Raw genomic sequence first — 19,452 nt, forward strand, 5'->3', positions numbered from 1 at the left:
ATGGCAAGGAACTGTAGGAGCTGCCGAAGGCTGCGACGGCGTTGTGTCAGGATGAATGCTTCGCAGCCTTCGGCAGCTCCTACAAGGGCCGGGGTCGGAGTTTCTGCCCTGTCATTCAGAACCCGCCTCCGCATCCCCCAACACCTGCAGCATCACCCCTGACTGCCAGTCGAACCAAGGATTAAAGGTAAGCCGCGCATGCACTTTGCCTGGCTCGCGGTAGCCCCAGTCCGAATACCACACCTGATCACCGGCCAGGCATCTCTGCATGTCCGCAGTTTCCTGACCGTTCCAGCAAATGCGCTGCTTGCCATTTACCCCGTACAGCGGGTTGTCCGGGGAGAACAGCAGGCCCATGTGCGAGAACTGGCTGATTCGGTATTCAGGCAGGTAATCCTTGCGCACCAGCACGCGGGGCGTTTTCGCGACGTCGGTCGGGCTGTCGCCGTACCAGATCATGCGACTCGCCGGGTTGCTGAAACGCTGATTGAAATTGTCCAGCACGTAGCGAGTATCCAGCACCGAATCATGTTGGGTAATTGCAATGAAAACGGGCTTGTCGTAGCGACGTTCTTCAAGTCGATCTTGCGCCAGCACGCTGCTGCGATAGAACTGCGCAAAGCCATTGGTGGGCACATTCAGGTAGCGCACGGGTGTCTGCAGCGGGCGCAACGGGTCGTTTGGGCTCGCCAGCCACGGGCGCGCCCAGGCAATCCACTGCGTCGCCCACGCGTAGGCGCTGTCGGAGCGAAAGGCTGGAGAGAACAGCACCAGACCGGCGATTTCGTCGTGATCGTAGGCGTAATCCAGCACCAGATTGGCCCCCGTGGAAAAGCCGCCTAGATACACTTTGGGCACTTCACGGCCAAGCGTCTGCGCCTGTTCCCGAACCACCTTTTGCCAGTGCTCCAGTGTGACATCGAGCATGTCGGATGGCTGCGTGCCGTGACCGGGCAACAGCACGGTACGCACCAGAAACCCATGGGCAGCGAGCTTTGCGCCGACGTCATGGAACGACCACGGCGAGTCACCCAGACCATGAACCAGCAACACGCCGCCTTTGGGTGCGCCTGTCGGTCGCCATTCCTGCGGAGCGTTCCATTGCAGCTCGGCGGCACGGTCCGCAGTCTGGAAGTTTCTGTGTTGCTGTATCCATTGCAGCGTCTGCTGACGATAGTCGGCGAAGCTTTGCGATGGATGATCATTGCCAGCCACTGAGGTGCAGGCCTGGAGTGCAAATAGGGCGGGGAGCAGGCATACGATTCGGTGCTTGGCCAAGATCGGTGGTTCTCTTCAGCGTGGGATTACCAGATGACCCGCACTTTGCCACGAGCGTTCCGTCGGCTGCCAGCTTCCGTTGGCTCGCGATAGCGTCAGTTCATGCGATAAATTTGTCGACCAGGAAATCGAATCGCGAGCAAGCTCACTTTCATCAAACAAACGACCACTTTCTGATTTGGAATACTTGTCTGTAGGAGCTGCCGAAGGCTGCGAAGCATTTCTCCTGACACACCGCGATCGCAGCCTTCGGCAGCTCCTACAGATTCTGCGGGACAGTGCGGCGTCTAGACGAACGGGCTGTTCCCGCAGGAAATACGCGCCGGTGCTACCGGGCCGATGCGCTCGGTCTATTTACGTGACCCGGATTTCAATCAGATCGAAATCCTGGAGCAGGTTTAAGGTTTTGCGTGGCTGGGCTTAGCGCACCAGTCCCAGCCGCTCATGCCATTCGGCAATAGACTCTTTCGGGTACTCATCGAATTGCTTGTCGCCTTCATGCACGCACACCTCGACCCAAGACGCTTTGGAGTCCAGCAGCAGGTGAGTATGCTCTGGCGGCGATGGCAGATCGGTGTCGATGGCTGACGCAAAGGGGTGAATCAGCTCCGGCCATTCCGGGCTGAACAGCCACAGGCCGCTGCTGCACAATTTGCAGAAGTGCCGCTCGGCGCTGCTGATCCTGACGTGATGGTCTTCGCGGATTTTTGCGTGATAAATCGAAATATTTTCCCGGCCTTTGACCTTCAAACTTTTCGCATCGCCCCCCAGATTGATCGAGTAGCCGCCACCACCTTGGGTCTTGCGGCAGATTGAGCAATAGCAGCGTTGATAAGGGTAGGGATGGGCGCTGTTGAGGCTGAATTCGACTTCGCCACAGTGGCATGAACCTTCCAGATGCATGATGTGTTCTCCGTTCAAACGCTCAGAAAGCCTGGCGTGCTTTTGGGTAACTCCTAAGGTCTAGACAAAGTTATTGGCGGTTTGCACAGAGCATTCGTCTGTTCACGGACGATCTGTTTGAGAAATATTCGGAATTAATTGCCGGGGCAGGCGGTTTTTCGTTCAAGAAGGCCGCTCGTCGGTCGATATTTGGGTTGTCCTACAACATTCTGCTGTCCAGCTTGACCCTCCTGCCAATAACAAGAGCTTCCGTCATGAACCTACGCAATTTGACCATCGCCCGCCGAGCCGGTCTTGGCTTCACGCTTATCTCTTTGCTGGTCGCCTTGCTCGGCTGGTTTGCCATGGTTCAAATGTCGACGATTCGTCAGAGTGAGGTCGCGGTTGAAACCAACTGGCTGCCGAGCATGCGCGTGATCAACGACGTTCGTGAAATCATGCTGCGTATCCGCACTATTTCCCTGCGTATGGCGCTGGACCCGGATCCCAAGAATATCGCCACCTACCGCAGTCAGCTCGATGTGCGTAATCAGGACCTGAGCAAAAAACTCGATATTTTTGCCTCGTTTGTGGACACCCCGGAGGAAAAAGTACTTAGCGATCAGTTTCGGGTGACCCTGGGTGAGTATCAGAAAGCCCTCGATAAATCGTTTGTGATCGCAGCGCAGAATGATCGCGATGCGCTGAACAAATTGTTGTTGGTGGACATGAAGACAATCGTCGACGGTTCCGGTAAGCAGCTGGCTGATCTCAGCGAGTTCTATGCGCAGCATGTCGATGCGGAAGGCAAGGCCGCTGAGGCGCAGTACGACAAGTCACGCAACATCGTATTCATTTTCGTGGTTATTGCTGGCCTGGGCACTATTGCCCTGGCCTTGCTGCTGACCCGCAGCATCGTGCGTCCGCTGGAGGTTGCCGTTACAGCGGCGGAAAACGTGGCCAATGGTGATCTGACCCAACGCATCACGGTGGACGGCAGTGATGAAGTGACCCGTTTGCTGGCTGCGCTGGACAAAATGCAGGGCAATTTGCGCTCGGCAATGCAGCACATCGGCAGCTCCGCGACACAGCTTGCTTCGGCTGCTACCGAGCTGAACTCGGTGACCGAAGACAGCTACCGCGGCCTGCACCAGCAGAACGCTGAAATCGATCAAGCGGCTACCGCTATCAACGAGATGACGTCGGCCGTTGAAGAAGTCGCGCGCAACGCTGTGTCCACCTCCGATGCATCGAACAACTCCAGTCGTTCGGCTTTGGCGGGTCAGGCGCGCGTCGTGGAAACCGTGCAGTCAATCCAGACCCTGACCGATAACGTCCAGGCGACTTCGACGCTGGTACAGAGCCTGGCTGATCAGTCGCAGGATATTGGCAAGGTGCTGGACGTGATTCGCTCCATTGCCGAGCAGACCAACCTGTTGGCCCTCAACGCAGCGATTGAAGCAGCGCGGGCGGGCGAGTCCGGCCGTGGTTTCGCCGTTGTAGCTGATGAAGTCCGGGCACTGGCCCATCGCACCCAGCAGTCGACCCTGGAAATCGACAAGATGGTCAGTGCCATGCGCAGCGGCTCTGCCCAGGCACTGGAATCCATGCTGACCAGCAGCGAACGCGCCAACGAAACCCTGACTCTGGCTCAAGGTGCCGGCGCATCGCTGACGGATATCACCTCATCCATCAACCAGATTTCGGAACGCAACCTGGTCATCGCCAGTGCGGCTGAAGAGCAGGCGCAAGTTGCCCGGGAAGTGGATCGCAACATCGTCAACATCCGCGACCTGTCCATGCAGTCGACCCAGGGCGCCAACCAGATCAGTGCTTCAAGCAATGAGCTGTCGCGCCTGGCGGGTGACCTGAATCAGGTGGTGGCTCGCTTCAAGGTCTGATTCGCTGCTGTCTTGTCTGGAGCTTGCTCCTTGCGGGTCCTGCCGGGCATGATTCGCCTCTGCTCAATGACAGAGGCGAGACAGCTTCATGGACAATAAGAACAATCTTTTCAGCAGTTGGCTTCGTGCGCCCGGTCACCATGAGTGGCTGGCCCGGGAAGGCAATCGACTCCTGACCTTCGCCAAGGCCTCACGGCTGCCTCAGGGGTTCGGCAATCTTGATGAGCGTGGCGTCCTGCCCGAAAACGCTCACGCCGAAACCATGAACACCGCCCGAATGACCCACAGCTTCGCCATGGCCCACATCCGTGGCATACCCGGCTGCGCAGCATTGGTGGACCACGGCATTGCGTCACTGGCAGGGCCGCTGCGGGATGCGGAACATGGCGGCTGGTTCAGTACGCCCCTGACTCACCACAGCAAAACCGACAAACAGGCTTACTTGCATGCCTTCGTCGCATTGGCGGCCAGCTCGGCTGTCGTCGCGGGGCGGCCGGGTGCGCAGGCGCTGTTGTCGGAGGCGATCGAGGTGATCCAGCGCCGTTTCTGGAGCGAGGAGGAGGGCGCGATGCGAGAGTCCTTCGCTCGTGACTGGACGCAAGAGGAAACCTATCGGGGTGCCAACAGCAACATGCACAGCACCGAGGCTTTTCTTGCCCTGGCCGATGTGACCGGCGATGCCCAGTGGCTGGATCGCGCGCTGCGGATTGTCGAGCGGGTGATTCACGGTCATGCGGCTGCCAATGAATATCAGGTGATCGAGCACTTCAGCCTGTCGTGGCAGCCTCTGCCGGAGTACAACCACGACAATCGCGCCGATGGCTTCCGCCCCTATGGCACTACGCCGGGGCACGCCTTTGAGTGGGCTCGGCTGTTGTTGCATCTGGAGGCGTCGCGTCAGCGTTTGAAATTGCCGACCCCGTCGTGGCTGCTGGCGGATGCACGTCAGTTGTTTGCCAATGCGTGCCGTGATGCCTGGAATGTCGACGGCCTGCCGGGCATTGTCTACACCCTCGATTGGCAGAAGCAGCCGGTGGTTCGTCATCGGCTGCACTGGGTCCATTGCGAGGCCGCTGCTGCCGCTGGCGCGTTTTTGCAGCGCACGGATGAAAAGCAGTACGAAGACTGGTATCGATGCTTCTGGGAGTTCAACGAAACGTTGTTCATCGATCACGAACTGGGCAGTTGGCATCACGAGCTTGACCCGCTCAACCAGCCCAGCGCGGATATCTGGGGTGGCAAGCCTGATCTGTATCACGCGTATCAAGCGACGTTGTTACCGGTATTGCCGCTAGCGCCAAGTCTGGCGAGTGCGTTGGCGGGGATGGGGTGAGTCAATGCGGGAAGGCAACGATTTCCTGTGGGAGATCCTATGTTGGCCTGCAAGCTCAATTCTCTGTGGGAGCGAATTCATTCGCGAAGAGGTCGGCGCACCCGCAACCCTTGTATCGATTGAAATACTGCCGTCCCGAGTGAAGTGGAGCGCCAACCCGGTCGGTCCCACCGGTCCTGCATGAGCTTGAAAAATTGCGGCGGCTGGAGATCTCCTTGTGGGAGCAGGGCTTGGTCTGGGCCGCATCCGGACGATAAACGATAACGCGGTATGTCTTCCAGCTGCGTCTCATGCATCGCGGGCAAGCCCGGCTCCCACAGGGGGAATTGCATTTCACACGGAGTGTATTTATTACTTTCGGGGTTTCACTCCCCCATCTCCAGCTCAACCCACGTCGGTGCATGGTCGCTGGGATGCGGCTCGTTCCTCGGCCAGTGATCCACACCGGCGCGCTCCAGTCGGGTGCTGGTTTCTGCGTTGAGCAGCAGATGATCGATCCGCAGTCCGGAATTGGTCTCCCAGTGCTTGCGAAAATAATCCCAGAACGTATAAATCGGCTCGTCCGGAAAGCACGTACGCAGGGCATCGGTCCAGCCCTGGGCCAGCAGGCGCTGAAAGCATTCGCGACTCTCCGGCTGCAGCAATGCATCCTTGAGCCATGACCGCGTGTTGTAAATATCCTCGTCCGTTGGCACGACGTTGTAATCGCCTGCCAGCACCACCGGATGCCCACTCGAATAAAGCGACTCGGCATGCTCGATAAGCTTTTCGAACCACGCCAGTTTGTAATCGAATTTTGGTCCCGGCTGAGGATTGCCATTGGGCAAGTACAGGCAGCCGACGATCACCCCATGCGCCGCCGCTTCGATGTAGCGGCTCTGGTTGTCCTTTTCAAAGCCGGGCAGGCCGCGGCGGATTTCCAGCGGCTCCATGCCCTTGGCCAGGATCGCCACGCCATTCCACGAAGGCTGTCCCTGCCAGATGGCGCCGTAGCCTGCGTCACGAATTTCGTCGATGGGGAAGGCCAGATCGGCAGCTTTCAATTCTTGCAGGCAAACCACGTCCGGACTTTCGCGGCGCAACCAGTCCAGCAGGATCGGCAGGCGGCTGCGAATGCCGTTGATGTTGAAAGTGGCGATTTTGATTGTGCTCACGGTGGTCCTCTCAAAGACGCAGTGATTAGCTGTTTGAGAGGGACCAGCGCGATAGATTCAATGGATTACAGACACTCAGTGAGAAGTCGCGCTCTTGTCGGTCAGCCGTATGATCTGCCGGGCGAAGAACGCGCCCGTAAGGATCACGCCGATCAGGCGCAAGGTCTGCATGGCCAGCACAAAGCCGACGTCTGACTGGGTGTCGATGGCGATGATCGCCATGGCATCCAGACCGCCGGGGCTGGTGGCCAGATAAACCGAGAGATAATCCTTGTCCAGCATGACCGCAATCAACCAGGCTGACAGTGCGCAGAGTACGATCAGCAGCATTGAGCCAAGAATCATTGCCGGCATGCGACGCCAGACGTACTTGATGGTGGGGCGGTCGAAGCGCAGGCCAACGTAACTGCCCATTGCGCCATAGGCCAGCGTCAGCATCCACGAGGGCAGGGTGATTTGCAGGAGACCGCTCAACTGCAGAGCGCCACCGATCAGCAGTGGCCCCATCAAGGCACCCGCAGGGATTTTACCGGCGACGATGATGCCGACTCCGATCACCGCAAGACTCAAGGCGAAGTTCAGCAAGTTCATGCCTTCCAGCTCGATGTCTGCGCTATGGACTTCAGTGCCGCCGCCTTCCACGCCGATCAGCCGACTGACCACCGCACCGACCATCACGACGCAGACTACCCGCACGTACTGCATGGTGGCGACGACCCGCGAGTCGGCGCCGTAATCTTCCGACATGGCGACCATCGCCGATGCGGCACCCGGTGACGTGCCCCAGGCGGCGGTGCTGCCCGCGATCCCGGCGTAGCGCACCAGGCATAAACCGACGCCAGCGCTGAGAATGACCGTGAGTGCTGTGGCAAACAGCATGACGTGCCAGGAATGCAGGGCTGTTATCAGAACCGCCATGGTCATCGAGTGGGCAATCAGTACGCCGACCGTGCCCTGGCTTAGGCGAAACAGATTTTTGTGCAAGCGAATATTCGCGCCCATCACCCCAAAGCCGATGGCGGTCAGCATAGGGCCGAGAAACAATGCGGCGGGCATTTGCCAGTATTTGAGGAGTTGGCCGACAGCCCCTGCGACCAGAATCAGGGCTGCCCATTGAATGGGTTTGGGCAAGGTGTGCAGCGAAAAGCAAGAGGCGCGTGACAAGGGGGTGGGCTCCGCGAGGCGAGCGAGACAGGACGCTCGTACGACAAGAGTATCGACACTTCAATCGATCAAGTCTATTTTCTAATAGTCATGAATTGATAACTTTGGTTGATGAATTATGGATCTTCGCGATCTTGCTTATTTTGAAACGATTGCCGAGTTGGGCCATCTGGGTCGAGCGGCGCAAAAACTCAATCGCAGCCAGCCTGCGCTGACCAAAAGCATCCAGCGGCTGGAGGAGTCTTTCGGCACCAGACTGTTCCAGCGCGATGGACGGCGGATCAAGCTGACTCCGGTGGGTGAACTTTTACAGGCAAGGGGCAAGGTTCTGCAGCAGAGCATCGCCCAGACCCAGCGCGAGGTTCGCGATTTCGCCAGCGGTGCCGTGGGAAATATTCGTGTCGGTTGTGCGTCTACCATGGCTGAATACCTGCTGCCGAAATTGACGTCGGCACTGCTGCAGCGTTCGCCGGACGTGACGTTGAAGATGGTCATCGGCCAGGACGACCTGCTACGTGAGTCCCTGCGTTCCGGGCAACTGGACATGATCATTTGCTCGCTGATCACCGACGACGAGCAGTTCGAGAGTTTTCCGATTCTCAAGGACGAAGCGGTGGTGATCGCCAGCAAGGATCATCCGATCTTCAAAAGCCGGTACAGCATGGCTGACCTGTGCGCTTATCGCTGGGTGCTACCGCCAACCGGCGTTTCATCGCGCAAATGGCTGGATCAGGCGTTCAGTGCGCAGCAGTTGCCGTTGCCTGTGGTTCAGATCGAGGCCAATTCGATCCCGTTATTGCCCGGTTTGATCGAACGCACCAGCCTGTTGAGTTTCACTGCCCGGGAGACCCTCGAATTTGGCAACAACATGCGACAGTTGCGTGAAGTGGTCGTGAAGGAAACGACGATGAAGCGCACCATTGGCTGCACCGTCCGTGAAGGCGGCTATCTGTCGCCTGCCGCGCAAGCCATGGTGCAGATGCTGCGTGACAGCAGCGAAGAATTTTTGAGCTGGAACTGACGCGGGTAGCTCCATTTTCCTACAGGCTGGGTTAGCCTGTGCTTACGCGGGCTCGTTGGTAGCGCTGGTACAGGGAAATGATCAGGAGAGCAGTAGATGCAGACACATTCACCGTTTTATACGCAAGTTGCTCAGCAGCCGTTTTTTGCGCGCATCGACCATCAGTTCGGAGGTGATCAGTCGCCATTGAATGACGCCGACGCTGATGAAGATACCGACCCGGAAGCTTATCTCGACCTGGATGTGCTGGGTCTGGACGAGTTCAGTGACTCGGATAAGCTTGATCCGATTTTCAGCAGCGATGTGGGTTCTTCTTCGGTGAATTAAGAGCTCCGGGCGCACGTCGGCAGCTCTCGCCGAACAAATTGTAATTATCTGAATTCATACAGAACCGGTAGGACCGACTTTATTCGGGAAGAGGCCATTACGTTCGCCGCATTTTTATCGTCAGGAATGCGGTCTTCCCGGATAAAGTGGACGGCCACCCCGAGCGTCCCACGTGTCCTCTGTTTACCGCGAGACCGCTCGGTGACAGGGAACACCTACAGATCTGACACTTTTCGGGCTAGATACAGCGACAGCGCCTCAACCGCCAGCTCCACTGTCGAACTGGAACCCGCCCACGTGCACGCCAGCATCAGGTTCCTGGGCAGCGCAAAATCCTCCACCAGATAGCCGTGTTCGTCGTAGCCATTCAGGTCGTGGGGCACCAGATCCCGAAGTGATTCCACCGGATCAAAGTAAACCCATACCGGCTTGTTCAGGGCGATGGCCATGCCAATTTCAAACGCCGTCCCGGAATCCGGCTCAAGACCGCGGAACACATTCAGGTTGGCCAGCACCGCCGTGCCGCGCTGAATCATGGCGATATTCATCGAGCAGATCAGTTGCGCAGTTTCCTGAGCAGAGAGCCCGGTGGGGACTTCGTTATCGAAAGGGTACATGCCTTCAAGGCCATGGGCGGTGCACAAGGCCTTGAGGTATTGGCCGTGCTCTATGGCATCTTTGCGAAACACATCAAACCCGGCCAGATAAACCCGTGGGGCGGTAGTGATCAGCATGATCGATCTCCGGCGTGACAGTTAACGTGCGTTGATTCTATCGCTTCACGCATTACGATATCGCAGACCATTTATCAGGCGATTTATTCAACGCTGGAATCTGTACGGATAAACAGTATCCTTGCGCACATGTCTGGTCTTGTTGCGTAGCGTTGCCGTGAATACGTCACCCTTGGAAAACCCGTTCTACTACCTTGAAAACTTCCGCCAGGTGCTGGGCTGGATTGCCCGGCGCTACGCGGATTTGCTTGATAAGGAAGAACAGCAATTCATCGAGTGCTTTGCGCAACTGCCGCAAGCAGCGCAGGGTTTGCTGGTGCGTATGGTCATGCGCAAGGGCGAGCTGTTTCGGGCCAGCAAGCTCAGTTATCCGGAACTGGGCGACACGCTGGAAGCGGTGCAGCCGCTACTGTTACACGGCTGGGTTGATCCGCGCCCGGCGCTCAATCTGGAACAGCTGTTTATCCTGTTGCGCAAGGCCGAGCTGGCTGCCTGTTTCAAGGCCCATGGCATCCGCGGCACCGAGCGAAAGCACGAGCTGCTGGAGCTGCTGCAACCGTTTCATCAGGCCGCACAGACCCTGGACAGTTGGCATGCAGGGCTCGACGAAACGATTTTCGCCCTCAAGGTCATGCCGCTCTGTGACCGTTTGCGATTGCTGTATTTCGGCAATCTTTATCAGGAGTGGTCCGAGTTCGTCCTCGCTGATCTGGGCGTTTATCGTTATGAAAAGGTTGAGTTTTCGCTGGACTCACGAACCATCAATGACCGCGCGGACATCGATACCTGCCTTGAGCTGCACGCCTGCCGTCAGGCGCTTGATGAGGGCGGTGAGCTGGAAGTGCTGGCGACCCGGGCGCTGGCCATTGACACGGGTAATCCCTGGCTGGAAATGCGGCGTAGCAAGACGCTGTACCAGATCGGCCAGCAGGCTGAGCGGGAGCAGGACTGGTCGTTGGCATTGAGCGTGTACGAGCGCAGCAACTATCCCGGTGCCAGGTCCCGGCGTGTTCGGGTGCTGGAGCGATGCGAAGACTATCAGGCTGCCCTGACGTTGCTTGAACAGGTTCAGGCCGCTCCGCAAAGCGATGCTGAATTGCAGCATGCACGTCGAGTGTTACCACGGCTGCAACGCAAGCTTGGCCTTATCGATAAGGTCCGCCGAGTGACACGTAAAGTCGAGCGGCTGGATGTGAGCGTTGATCTACGCGCGGATATGAGCGTTGAACAGATGATCCAGCTGCATCTGGCTGAAGAGGGCAGCGAGGTGTACTACGTCGAGAATGCGCTAATCAACTCACTGTTTGGTTTACTGTGCTGGCCGGCAATTTTTGCGCCGTTGCCAGGTGCGTTCTTCCACCCGTTCCACAGCGGCCCCAGCGATTTGCACAGCCCTGATTTCTATCAGCGTCGCGTGGCGCTGTTCGATGCCTGTCTGGCGCAACTGGACGACGACACGTGGCAGGACACTGTTCGCCATCACTACAGCAGCAAGTCCGGCCTGCAATCACCCTTCGTCTTCTGGGGCACGTTAACGCCCGAACTGCTTGAACAAGCGCTGCACTGTTTACCGGTCGAGCATCTGCGTCACTGGTTCCGCCGCCTGCTGCTGGATATCAAAGCCAACCGGACCGGCATGCCGGACCTGATCCAGTTCTTCCCGGCCGAGCGCCGTTACCGAATGATCGAAGTCAAAGGCCCCGGCGACCGCCTGCAGGATAACCAGCTGCGCTGGCTGGATTTCTGCGCCGAACACGCTATGCCGGTGGTGGTGTGTTATGTGCAGTGGGAAGAGAACGCTATCCCGGCTTAGCCAAGACGGAAATGCAGATGCGATCTCCGGTACAGACTGTGTGAAAACTACTACAGGCTGGGCAACTTCGTTGCTACGCGCACAATACTGCGTTAAAAACAGGCGAAAAATGCTCATTTAGAACACTAGAGTCGGACGCGACCCCGGCCGTTTTTCGCCTGTTTTTGCCTTGTCTTGCCGTCGCTCGCTACGTTTTCACACAGTCTGGGTAGGAGCGAACTTGTTCGCGAAATCGAGAGCCTGACACTATGCCGCGCTAACAAAGATGGCTCTTATCAAACAAACTAAAACTATCTGATGGAATACTTTTCTGTAGGAGCGCACGAGCACCGCGAGGCCGCGATGGCGGTGTATCAGGCAGGACGCCATCGCTGCCTCGCGGTGCTCGTGAGCTCCTACAGATCCTGTGTTTGCTTGGCGACGCGCTCAATGTCGTGCCACGTCTTCAACGCTTGATACCCACCGATTCCAGAAAGCTGTCCCGCGCACTGTTCAGGTGAGCGAGCATGCATTGCCGGGCTTGTTCCGGGTCACGCGCCTTGAGTGCAGCCACCAGCGCCAGGTGTTCGTGACAGGCAGGCAGGAAGCGCTCGGGGATGCGGGTGAGGTTGCGCATACGGATGCGTTTGTGGATTTCCCGGATGAAATGGCTCAGGGACTGATTGCCGCAATGGGCAAGAATCAGTACATGAATGTCGTCATCCAGATACAAGCCTTCATTTTCCCGTGACGGCCGGGCGACAACCTCCTGCAAACGTCTTTCGATCTCGTCCAGCGGCGCCAGGGGGATATTCGTCGCTGCCAGGGCCGCCGCTTCGCTTTCCAGCATCAGCCGGATCGAGAGTAGTTCCAGGTATTCAGTGATGTCCACTTCGCGAACCACCAGCAGGCCATTGGGCAGCAGTTGCAGAACGCCTTCGCCCAACAGTCGGCTGATCGCAGCGCGCATAGGAGTGCGCGAGACTTCAAAGCGCTCGGCGAGCTTGCGTTCTTCAATCAGATCGCCCGGTTCCAGGTGCCGACTGGCAATCAGATCGAACAAGGCCTGATAGGTTTGCCGGGTCACGCTCTCGGCCGGGCGGCGGCTGGTGCCGCTGGGGCGCCGACTGCTGCCTTCTTCGGTAACTGAAGCGTCAAGATCGTTCATGGTGCTTCCTGCTTATGCATACGGTTTGCGATCACTGCTCGTCGATGTGAGGTCAATGCAATATATTGCCGAGAAACAGCCGCGCCCGCTCGGTTTGCGGTGCGCTGAAGAATTGCTCCGGCGCACTTTGCTCGACGATTTCCCCGGCGTCCATGAATACCACGCGGTCGGCCACGGTGCGCGCAAAGCCCATCTCATGGGTGACGCAGACCATGGTCATGCCTTCCTTGGCGAGATCTACCATCACATCCAGCACTTCCTTGATCATTTCCGGATCGAGGGAGGAGGTCGGCTCATCGAACAGCATGACCCTGGGTTTCATGCACAACGCCCGGGCAATTGCCACCCGCTGCTGCTGGCCGCCGGAAAGCTGCGACGGGTAATGGTCGGCACGGTGAGCGATATGTACGCGCTCCAGATAATGCCGGGCGCGTTCTTCGGCTTCGGCCTTGGGCAGTTTACGAATCTGCACCGGGGCAATCATCAGGTTTTGCAATACCGTCAGGTGTGGGAACAGGTTGAACTGCTGGAACACCATGCCGACTTCCTGACGCACCTGATGCACATTTTTGGTCTTGGCATTCAGGTCGTGACCATCGACCACGATGCGGCCTTTCTGGTGTTCTTCCAGTTGGTTGATGCAGCGAATCATGGTCGATTTGCCAGAGCCGGACGGGCCACACACCACGATGCGCTCCCCGGGATTGACATGAAAATCGATGTTCCTGAGTACCTGGAATTCGCCGTACCACTTGTTCACGCCGATCATCTGAATCATGGGTTCCGGGCTGGTCATTGCTGTGTTCGTTGCGGTGTTCATTGAAGGTAATCCTCTGCGATCAGCCAGCCATCCAGCCGCCATCGACCAATAGGTTCTCGCCGGTGATAAACGTTGCTTCGTCACTGGCCAGGAAAAGCGCGGCATTGGCTACGTCGTCAGGGCGACCCAGACGTGGCAGGGCGGTGCGCGATTGTGAGTACGCGAGCATTTCCGGGGCGATGGCCCGGCCGGTCTTGCCGGTGAGGATTTTCCCCGGTGCCACGCCGTTGCAAATAATGCCTTGAGCGGCGTAATCCACGGCGATCTGCCGGGTGATATAGACCACCCCGGCCTTGGAGGTCCCATAGGCGACATCCTGTGGGCAGGCCACCATGCCGTGTTGCGAAGAAATATTGACAATACGACCGCGCACACCATCGAGCTCGGGCTGTTTGAGCATCGCCTCGACTACTTTGCGTGACATCAGGAACACGCCGGTGAGGTTGACGCCGATGACCCGGTTCCATTCCTCCAGGCTGGTTTCGGTCAAAGGTTTGCCAACGCTGACGGCGGCGTCATTGACCAGCACGTCGATTTTGCCGTCCCGCTCAATCAGTGCATCGACAGCGCGCTGGACATCGGCCTCTGATGAAACGTCCATGTCGACGTGATCGGCGACGCAACCTTGCTCGCGCAACAGGTCGATGGTCGGGGTTCCGCCTTCGCGCACTGTGGTGCTGAGGTCAGCCAGTAAAAGGCGAGCGCCTTCGGCGGCAAACCGTATTGCGATGGCGCGGCCGATGCCGGACGAGGCACCGGTGATGAGGATCGATTTATCAGTAAGACGGCCCATGCCGGAATTCTCCAGTTAGCTGGCAGCGATCTGTGATCGCCAGTGCAGGTAGTCGGTTGCGGCCTCGGCCAGGGAATGGGCGGGAGACCAGTCGGTGTCCTGGCGCAGACGCTCGGTGGATAACGCTGGACGGGTGCCGGGCAGTCCATACCGGACGGTGGCGTCTTCCGGGCGCTGCGCGAGGCGCGCGGACCAGGTCGGCCAGCGTTCGCTCAGGTGCCCGCACCATTGCGGCAGGTCGGTCTGAACCTCGCCGCCGACGTTGTAGAGCCTGTGCTTGAGGGTTGTGCTGGTCAGCAGCCTTGCCAGAGCGTCAGCTGCGTCACGGGAATAGATCCAGTCGGCCAGCAGACTGTGCGGCAGGCAGGCTTCCTGATGATTCAGAGCTGCTTCAAGGGTCTGGGTGTGGGGGCTCAACATGTCACGAACCCCGGTTGCGTATTCCCAAGGGCCAAACACCGGGCCCAGCCGCGCGATGCAAAGATCCAGGCCATGCAGCTCGGCCATGCGCAGTGAAATGTGTTCAGAAGCCAGTTTGCTGATGCCATAAAGGCCGGTGGGCTGCGGCCAGGCCTGATCCTCGCGGTATGTAGGCCCGGGTGGCGACGCAAAGCCGTAAACCGCTACCGAACTCACCAACAGCATCCGGCGTACTGACGGTTGCTCTGTACAGGCCAGGACCAGCGCGACGGTGCCATTGATATTGACGTCCAGCACGGTGCTGGCATCGCGGGTCTCGCGTTGCAGGTCCGGGGTGATCGCGGCGGCGTGAACCACCTGATCAACCGAATGCTGCGCCATGACGCTTTTTAACAAGGCCACATCGCGAATATCGCCCGTGACCTGTTCCACGACCCCTTTGGGCAAGGCGTCCAGCAATGCCGACGGCGCTGGCTGGCGATCGAAGAGCACCACGGGTTGTCCGTTGCGCAACAGTTGTTCGGCCAGTGCCAGCCCGATGAAACCACTGCCGCCAGTGATGAGAGTCGCCATGACTGCTCCTGAAAGTTGGGAAGGACGAACGTACTTAGCGAGTGACCAGCATCCGGCGTTCCAGGCGGGCGACCCAGCGGGCGAACGGCCAGAGCAGCACAAAGAAGATCAGCGCTGCGGCCATCAAGGGCGTGGGGTTGTAAGTCTGTTCCTGAGCCACTCGCGCCGAGCGCAGTAGCTCGGGCAGCGCCACCATCGCGGCGATGGAGGTGGTTTTCACCAGTTCCAGAGAGTTGCCCGCCAGAGGCGCGAACACATTACGGATCGCTTGGGGCAAAACGATCATCACCGCCAGCCGGAGTGGGCGAAAACCCAAGGCCCGAGCGGCTTCGTACTGACCCTGGGGGATCGATTTGACCCCGGTGCGAAAGATTTCGCCAAAGTAGCCGGAGTGGTTGAGCACCATGGCCAGCACCGCGGCGTTGAACCCACTGATCTGCCAGCCCACGGAAGGCAGACCGAAGTAAATCAGCACCAGTAGCACCACCACTGGAAACGAGCGACAAATGTCGATATAGACCAGCACTGCTCCGCGCAGGGCCCGAATATCGAAGCTGTAGAGAATGGCCAGCAGCAGACCGGCGAGAAGCGCCAGGGGCAGGGTGACGATGCTCAACAGAAAGGTCAGTTTCAGCCCCTGAAGCAGCAGCGGATAGATCATCAGCAGCGAATCGAGGTTGGCGAAGTTTTCGAGAAACATATCCATGGCGATATCAGCGACCTTTGTGGCTGGAGTGTTCGAGCCAGCGGCTCAGGATCACCAGCGGGATGAACAACAGCAGATAGAACCCGGCCGCCAGGGTCAGCGGTGACGGGTTGGCCACGATGGACATGTAACTCTGGGCCTGACCCAGGGTTTCCGGCAGCGACACGGCCGTGCCCAGCGCGGTGCCCTTGCTGATGGAAATCGCCCGGTTGGTCAACAATGGCACGGCCATGCGGATCGCCTGTGGCAACACGATCATGAACAGCGTGCGTAACCGGCCGAAACCCAACGCCTTTGCAGCGTCGGTCTGGCCTTTGGGTAACGCTTGCATGCAAGAGACAAAGATCTCGCAGGCAAACGCCGACAGCACAGCGCCCAGCGCCAGCACGGTTGTCACCAGTGGCGACAGCGTCACGCCCATGTAAGGCATGCCGAAGTACAGGAAGATGATGATCACCAACTGCGGCAAGGTGCGGAACACATCGACGTAGAAGGTGATCAGCCCGTTGACCCCACGCAGTTGCAGCGAGCGCAGAATCGCCAGGGCCAGGCCGCAGGTCAGTCCGAAGACAATCACCAGCAACGACACCAGCACAGTCAGTCCGAACCCCGGCAGCATGGCGGGCAGGGCGCCCACCATCACTGGCAGATTGAAGAAGTTTTCGATCAGCGCTTCCATTCAAACTTCGCCTTTAGCCTGCTTCAGTTGCATACCGGTGCCGGGGACGTCGCGACGTAGCCTTTGAAGCCCGGAGCGCCGTAGCCTGGATAGACCGTGGTCACCGCCGAGCCGTCTTCAGGTTTCGCGCCGTACCATTTCTCGTGCAGGCGGGCCATGGTGCCGTCCATTTTCATGCACTTGATAACGTCGTCGACCTTGTTGCGGTACTCCTCGTTGTCGAGGCGGAAGGCGTAGCCGAAGTTGCGCGGCGAACTGAGGTCCTTGAAGGCCACCTTGATCGCTTTGTTCTTGCTGGCGGCATAGACAGTGGTTGGTACTTCGTTGATGGCCGTGAACGCGCGGTTGGTCATCAACGCCTGAACGGTATCGGGGAAGGTGTCGTAGCGCTGCACGTTGAATCCATACTTCTCGGCGTTCGCAGTGGCCCATGTGTCGGACATGGTGCCGCGATTGACCGCCACATCCTTGCCCTTGAGGTCATCGAAGCCTTTCATGTCGTTGGCCGCTTTAACCATGAAGCCGTTGCCGGTGGACATGATCGGTTGCGAGAACAACATCCGCTCCGAGCGCTCGGCGGTGATGGTGGTCGGGTTGACGGTGAACTCGATGCGCTTGGAGAACAGTCCGGCGAACAGCCCCGAGAAGTTGATATCCACGATCTCGACACCCGGACGCTTCAGACGCTTGGAGATCTCGCTTACCAGGTCGACGCCGAAACCTTCCGGGCCGCTGGTGCCGCGCATGATCCACGGGGCCACGCCAAAGTCGCTGCCTACGATCAGGGGTTTGTCCTGTGGGTGTTCAGATTCCTCTGCATGCAATCCGGCGGATGCCAGCATCAGGCTGGAAGTGCAGATCAACAGCGCCTTGCGAAATATTCGATTCATGGCCACGGGGTCGTCCTGTCTTTGAAGGTAAGAGCTTTAAAGGTGAATGGGTAAGGTCAGGCGCCGTGTTCGGCGTACCAGTGTCGGGCGAGGTCGAGCCTGCGGCAGACCCAGACCCGATCGTGCTGTTGCACATAGTCGAGGAAGCGCGCCAGTCCGGCGGCGCGACCCGGGTGGCCGACCACTCGCGTATGCAAGCCCACCGACATCATCTTCGGCGCGGTCAGGCCTTCGGCGTAGAGCATGTCGAAGCTGTCGCGCAGGTATTCAAAAAACTGCTGCCCGGTGCTCATGCCGCCGCGAATGAACTTGGCGTCGTTGTTTGCCAGGCTATAAGGCAGGATCAGGTGGTTTTTTGAGTCAGCACGGTGCCAGTAGGGCAGTTCGTCGTTATAGGCGTCGCTGTCATACAGAAAGCCGCCTTCTTCCATCAGCAGGCGTCGGGTATTGAGCCCGGCGCCATAACGGCAATACCAGCCATAAGGACGCTCGCCGGTGGTTTCAGTGATGCTTTGCACTGTGCGCCGGATGCGTTCGCGCTCTTCGGCTTCGCTCAGCAGTTGATGGCGTTCCCACTTCCAGCCATGGGCGCAGACGTCGTAGTTGAGATCGCGGATGGTTTGAGCCACGTCGGGGTTGCGCTCCAGCGCCAGTGCACAGCCATAAACCGTGGCGGGCATGCCGCGTTCCGAGAGCAGGCGGGCCAGACGCCAGAAACCCACCCGGCTGCCGTATTCGAACATTGACTCGGCGGCCAGATCACGCCCCTCGAACGAACCGGCTCCACCTTCAGTCAGGCCCGATTCGGTAAACCCGTCACCGTCATCGATGGAGGGCTCCGAACCTTCCTCGTAATTGATCACGAAGTTCAGCGCAATCCGCGCTCTGCCTGGCCAGTTCGGATGCGGCGGGTTAGCGCCATAGCCGATGAAGTCACGGGTGTGCTGTGTCATCAGTTTCAAGCCTCCAGCAGTTCGATGGGCGTTTGCAGCGGAGTAAAGACGTCGTCGTTCTGTTCCCCGGTGAAGGCCATGGACACCACGAACTGGGCACGTGCCTCAAGCACTGAAAGACCGTGGTGCCAGACGTTGCGCTTATAGGTCACGCCCTGATCTCCGCTGGCGCGGAACGCCTGCAAGGTGTGCAGGTCGGGCAGGCCACTGTCATCGGTGTGGCAAACCACAACCAGATAAGGACAGGCGTTGAGGGGAATAAATGTCTGAGCCGAGAAAGGATGGCGCTCCAGTGCCTTCAGTGTCAGCGGCAAGGTCACCGCCTGTTGCACGGTGGCGATCCACAGTTGTGGCTTGCGGGCATGGTCGGTGCGTTCAACGGCGCCAGTGACATGCTGACGACGCGGTCCATCACCCAGTTGGAGGACATTTCCAAAGGGTGCGAATGCTTCTGCGGTGAGCGGCTTTAATACCACCTGCGTCGGGCAGGCTGACGGAGAACTCATGAGCTGGAAGGCCTTGATCAACGAGAGTTTATCTCTGGATACAGGTGGTATCCCACTTGTATCTCGATAAAGCAGATTTGATGCCAAGGTCTATAAAGTTATTATAAGTGACTGATTTATATGAGTTTTATTATATTTTTGGGAAGGTGGGAGTGGAATTTTCCAGGGGGATGTGCACCAGCAAATGCAGGCAGTGCGCTGCTTTGAGTCATGGGCCATGCTGCTGGAGCAACCACGGACCTGTAGGAGCGCACGAGCACATAAGTCACTGAAATATCGGGATCTCGTAATTGGATGGACTCGCCCAAGCCGAGGCGTCAGTAGCGCCACGGTGGCATTCTTAAGAAGCCAACGACAG

The 19,452-nt window shown here is 58.4% G+C and carries 19 protein-coding genes and 2 pseudogenes; 7 read left to right on the forward strand and 14 right to left on the reverse strand.

Features of this window, described 5'->3' with window-relative positions; translation table 11 throughout:
• Positions 1 to 111: 111 nt before the first annotated feature.
• Positions 112 to 1,254 carry an alpha/beta fold hydrolase gene (locus RX972_RS25165; RefSeq protein ID WP_410478264.1) on the reverse strand — a complete coding sequence of 381 codons (1,143 nt, stop codon included), beginning with the start codon at positions 1,252 to 1,254 and terminating at the stop codon, positions 112 to 114.
• Between the two features lie 339 nt (positions 1,255 to 1,593).
• Between RX972_RS25165 and RX972_RS25170 the strand changes: the two are divergent.
• Positions 1,594 to 1,680, forward strand: a pseudogene (locus tag RX972_RS25170) (VOC family protein); the annotation flags it as partial.
• Between the two features lie 18 nt (positions 1,681 to 1,698).
• Here RX972_RS25170 and RX972_RS25175 read toward each other — a convergent pair.
• Positions 1,699 to 2,181 carry a GFA family protein gene (locus RX972_RS25175; RefSeq protein ID WP_316879523.1) on the reverse strand — a complete coding sequence of 161 codons (483 nt, stop codon included), beginning with the start codon at positions 2,179 to 2,181 and terminating at the stop codon, positions 1,699 to 1,701.
• A gap of 254 nt (positions 2,182 to 2,435) precedes the next feature.
• On the opposite strand from RX972_RS25175, the pseudogene RX972_RS29650 reads away from it, so the two are divergent.
• The 3 genes and pseudogenes from RX972_RS29650 to RX972_RS25185 form a co-directional block, all read left to right on the forward strand.
• A pseudogene (locus RX972_RS29650) lies at positions 2,436 to 3,203 on the forward strand (MCP four helix bundle domain-containing protein); the annotation flags it as partial.
• An 18-nt stretch (positions 3,204 to 3,221) separates the two neighbouring features.
• The gene (locus tag RX972_RS29655; protein ID WP_406643871.1) at positions 3,222 to 4,061 is read left to right on the forward strand and encodes a methyl-accepting chemotaxis protein; all 840 of its coding nucleotides are present in this window, start codon (positions 3,222 to 3,224) and stop codon (positions 4,059 to 4,061) included.
• 88 nt (positions 4,062 to 4,149) lie between these two features.
• Positions 4,150 to 5,394 carry an AGE family epimerase/isomerase gene (locus tag RX972_RS25185; protein WP_316879527.1) on the forward strand — a complete coding sequence of 415 codons (1,245 nt, stop codon included), beginning with the start codon at positions 4,150 to 4,152 and terminating at the stop codon, positions 5,392 to 5,394.
• Between the two features lie 365 nt (positions 5,395 to 5,759).
• Here the strand turns inward: RX972_RS25185 and xth are convergent, their stop codons facing one another.
• A complete protein-coding gene (gene xth, locus RX972_RS25190) occupies positions 5,760 to 6,548 on the reverse strand; it encodes an exodeoxyribonuclease III (RefSeq protein WP_316879529.1) in 789 nt (262 codons plus the stop codon).
• 75 nt (positions 6,549 to 6,623) lie between these two features.
• Complete coding sequence (locus RX972_RS25195) at positions 6,624 to 7,712, reverse strand: AbrB family transcriptional regulator (protein ID WP_316879531.1); 1,089 nt, start codon at positions 7,710 to 7,712, stop codon at positions 6,624 to 6,626.
• A 118-nt stretch (positions 7,713 to 7,830) separates the two neighbouring features.
• Here RX972_RS25195 and RX972_RS25200 point away from each other — a divergent pair, with 118 nt between their 5' ends.
• Positions 7,831 to 8,733 carry a LysR family transcriptional regulator gene (locus tag RX972_RS25200; RefSeq protein ID WP_099269991.1) on the forward strand — a complete coding sequence of 301 codons (903 nt, stop codon included), beginning with the start codon at positions 7,831 to 7,833 and terminating at the stop codon, positions 8,731 to 8,733.
• A gap of 96 nt (positions 8,734 to 8,829) precedes the next feature.
• On the forward strand, positions 8,830 to 9,060 hold the full coding sequence (locus RX972_RS25205) for a hypothetical protein (protein ID WP_027900508.1): 231 nt from the start codon (positions 8,830 to 8,832) through the stop codon (positions 9,058 to 9,060).
• Between the two features lie 215 nt (positions 9,061 to 9,275).
• Here RX972_RS25205 and RX972_RS25210 read toward each other — a convergent pair whose 3' ends face one another.
• Complete coding sequence (locus RX972_RS25210) at positions 9,276 to 9,794, reverse strand: nucleoside 2-deoxyribosyltransferase (protein WP_316879533.1); 519 nt, start codon at positions 9,792 to 9,794, stop codon at positions 9,276 to 9,278.
• A gap of 157 nt (positions 9,795 to 9,951) precedes the next feature.
• Here RX972_RS25210 and RX972_RS25215 point away from each other — a divergent pair, with 157 nt between their 5' ends.
• Positions 9,952 to 11,607, forward strand: coding sequence for a VRR-NUC domain-containing protein (locus tag RX972_RS25215; RefSeq protein WP_316879535.1), 1,656 nt, complete (start codon positions 9,952 to 9,954; stop codon positions 11,605 to 11,607).
• Between the two features lie 445 nt (positions 11,608 to 12,052).
• Here RX972_RS25215 and RX972_RS25220 read toward each other — a convergent pair whose 3' ends face one another.
• Genes RX972_RS25220 through RX972_RS25260 form a run of 9 tightly spaced genes read right to left on the reverse strand, consistent with a single transcriptional unit; the run spans position 12,053 to position 19,094 of the window.
• Positions 12,053 to 12,754 carry a GntR family transcriptional regulator gene (locus RX972_RS25220; RefSeq protein WP_122706441.1) on the reverse strand — a complete coding sequence of 234 codons (702 nt, stop codon included), beginning with the start codon at positions 12,752 to 12,754 and terminating at the stop codon, positions 12,053 to 12,055.
• A gap of 52 nt (positions 12,755 to 12,806) precedes the next feature.
• On the reverse strand, positions 12,807 to 13,574 hold the full coding sequence (locus RX972_RS25225) for an amino acid ABC transporter ATP-binding protein (RefSeq protein WP_306475057.1): 768 nt from the start codon (positions 13,572 to 13,574) through the stop codon (positions 12,807 to 12,809).
• A gap of 19 nt (positions 13,575 to 13,593) precedes the next feature.
• Positions 13,594 to 14,367 carry an SDR family NAD(P)-dependent oxidoreductase gene (locus RX972_RS25230; protein WP_099269989.1) on the reverse strand — a complete coding sequence of 258 codons (774 nt, stop codon included), beginning with the start codon at positions 14,365 to 14,367 and terminating at the stop codon, positions 13,594 to 13,596.
• A gap of 15 nt (positions 14,368 to 14,382) precedes the next feature.
• Positions 14,383 to 15,360 (reverse strand): NAD-dependent epimerase/dehydratase family protein, encoded by a 978-nt coding sequence (locus RX972_RS25235; protein WP_231668128.1) that lies wholly within the window; start codon positions 15,358 to 15,360, stop codon positions 14,383 to 14,385.
• A gap of 34 nt (positions 15,361 to 15,394) precedes the next feature.
• Positions 15,395 to 16,066, reverse strand: a complete 672-nt coding sequence (locus RX972_RS25240) for an amino acid ABC transporter permease (protein ID WP_099269987.1) — start codon at positions 16,064 to 16,066, stop codon at positions 15,395 to 15,397.
• Positions 16,067 to 16,073: 7 nt separating this feature from the next.
• Positions 16,074 to 16,745, reverse strand: a complete 672-nt coding sequence (locus tag RX972_RS25245) for an amino acid ABC transporter permease (RefSeq protein WP_027900514.1) — start codon at positions 16,743 to 16,745, stop codon at positions 16,074 to 16,076.
• A gap of 23 nt (positions 16,746 to 16,768) precedes the next feature.
• On the reverse strand, positions 16,769 to 17,635 hold the full coding sequence (locus tag RX972_RS25250) for a substrate-binding periplasmic protein (protein WP_206361698.1): 867 nt from the start codon (positions 17,633 to 17,635) through the stop codon (positions 16,769 to 16,771).
• 56 nt (positions 17,636 to 17,691) lie between these two features.
• Positions 17,692 to 18,591 carry an allantoinase PuuE gene (locus RX972_RS25255; RefSeq protein WP_316879544.1) on the reverse strand — a complete coding sequence of 300 codons (900 nt, stop codon included), beginning with the start codon at positions 18,589 to 18,591 and terminating at the stop codon, positions 17,692 to 17,694.
• A gap of 2 nt (positions 18,592 to 18,593) precedes the next feature.
• Positions 18,594 to 19,094 carry an ureidoglycolate lyase gene (locus tag RX972_RS25260; RefSeq protein ID WP_099269985.1) on the reverse strand — a complete coding sequence of 167 codons (501 nt, stop codon included), beginning with the start codon at positions 19,092 to 19,094 and terminating at the stop codon, positions 18,594 to 18,596.
• Positions 19,095 to 19,452: the final 358 nt, after the last annotated feature.

It is taken from the genome of Pseudomonas syringae group sp. J309-1, from assembly GCF_032582135.1.
GTDB classification, from domain to species: Bacteria; Pseudomonadota; Gammaproteobacteria; order Pseudomonadales; family Pseudomonadaceae; genus Aquipseudomonas; species Aquipseudomonas quasicaspiana.

Coding starts and splice junctions, on each gene's coding strand:
- RX972_RS25240 (WP_099269987.1), bottom strand. CDS start 16,066: ATGGATATGTTTCTCGAAAACTTCGCCAACCTCGATTCGCTGCTGATG.
- RX972_RS25245 (WP_027900514.1), bottom strand. CDS start 16,745: ATGGAAGCGCTGATCGAAAACTTCTTCAATCTGCCAGTGATGGTGGGC.
- RX972_RS25225 (WP_306475057.1), bottom strand. CDS start 13,574: ATGAACACCGCAACGAACACAGCAATGACCAGCCCGGAACCCATGATT.
- RX972_RS25200 (WP_099269991.1), top strand. CDS start 7,831: ATGGATCTTCGCGATCTTGCTTATTTTGAAACGATTGCCGAGTTGGGC.
- RX972_RS29655 (WP_406643871.1), top strand. CDS start 3,222: ATGCAGCACATCGGCAGCTCCGCGACACAGCTTGCTTCGGCTGCTACC.
- RX972_RS25260 (WP_099269985.1), bottom strand. CDS start 19,094: ATGAGTTCTCCGTCAGCCTGCCCGACGCAGGTGGTATTAAAGCCGCTC.
- RX972_RS25175 (WP_316879523.1), bottom strand. CDS start 2,181: ATGCATCTGGAAGGTTCATGCCACTGTGGCGAAGTCGAATTCAGCCTC.
- RX972_RS25210 (WP_316879533.1), bottom strand. CDS start 9,794: ATGCTGATCACTACCGCCCCACGGGTTTATCTGGCCGGGTTTGATGTG.
- RX972_RS25235 (WP_231668128.1), bottom strand. CDS start 15,360: ATGGCGACTCTCATCACTGGCGGCAGTGGTTTCATCGGGCTGGCACTG.
- RX972_RS25185 (WP_316879527.1), top strand. CDS start 4,150: ATGGACAATAAGAACAATCTTTTCAGCAGTTGGCTTCGTGCGCCCGGT.
- RX972_RS25205 (WP_027900508.1), top strand. CDS start 8,830: ATGCAGACACATTCACCGTTTTATACGCAAGTTGCTCAGCAGCCGTTT.
- RX972_RS25250 (WP_206361698.1), bottom strand. CDS start 17,635: ATGAATCGAATATTTCGCAAGGCGCTGTTGATCTGCACTTCCAGCCTG.
- RX972_RS25230 (WP_099269989.1), bottom strand. CDS start 14,367: ATGGGCCGTCTTACTGATAAATCGATCCTCATCACCGGTGCCTCGTCC.
- RX972_RS25220 (WP_122706441.1), bottom strand. CDS start 12,754: ATGAACGATCTTGACGCTTCAGTTACCGAAGAAGGCAGCAGTCGGCGC.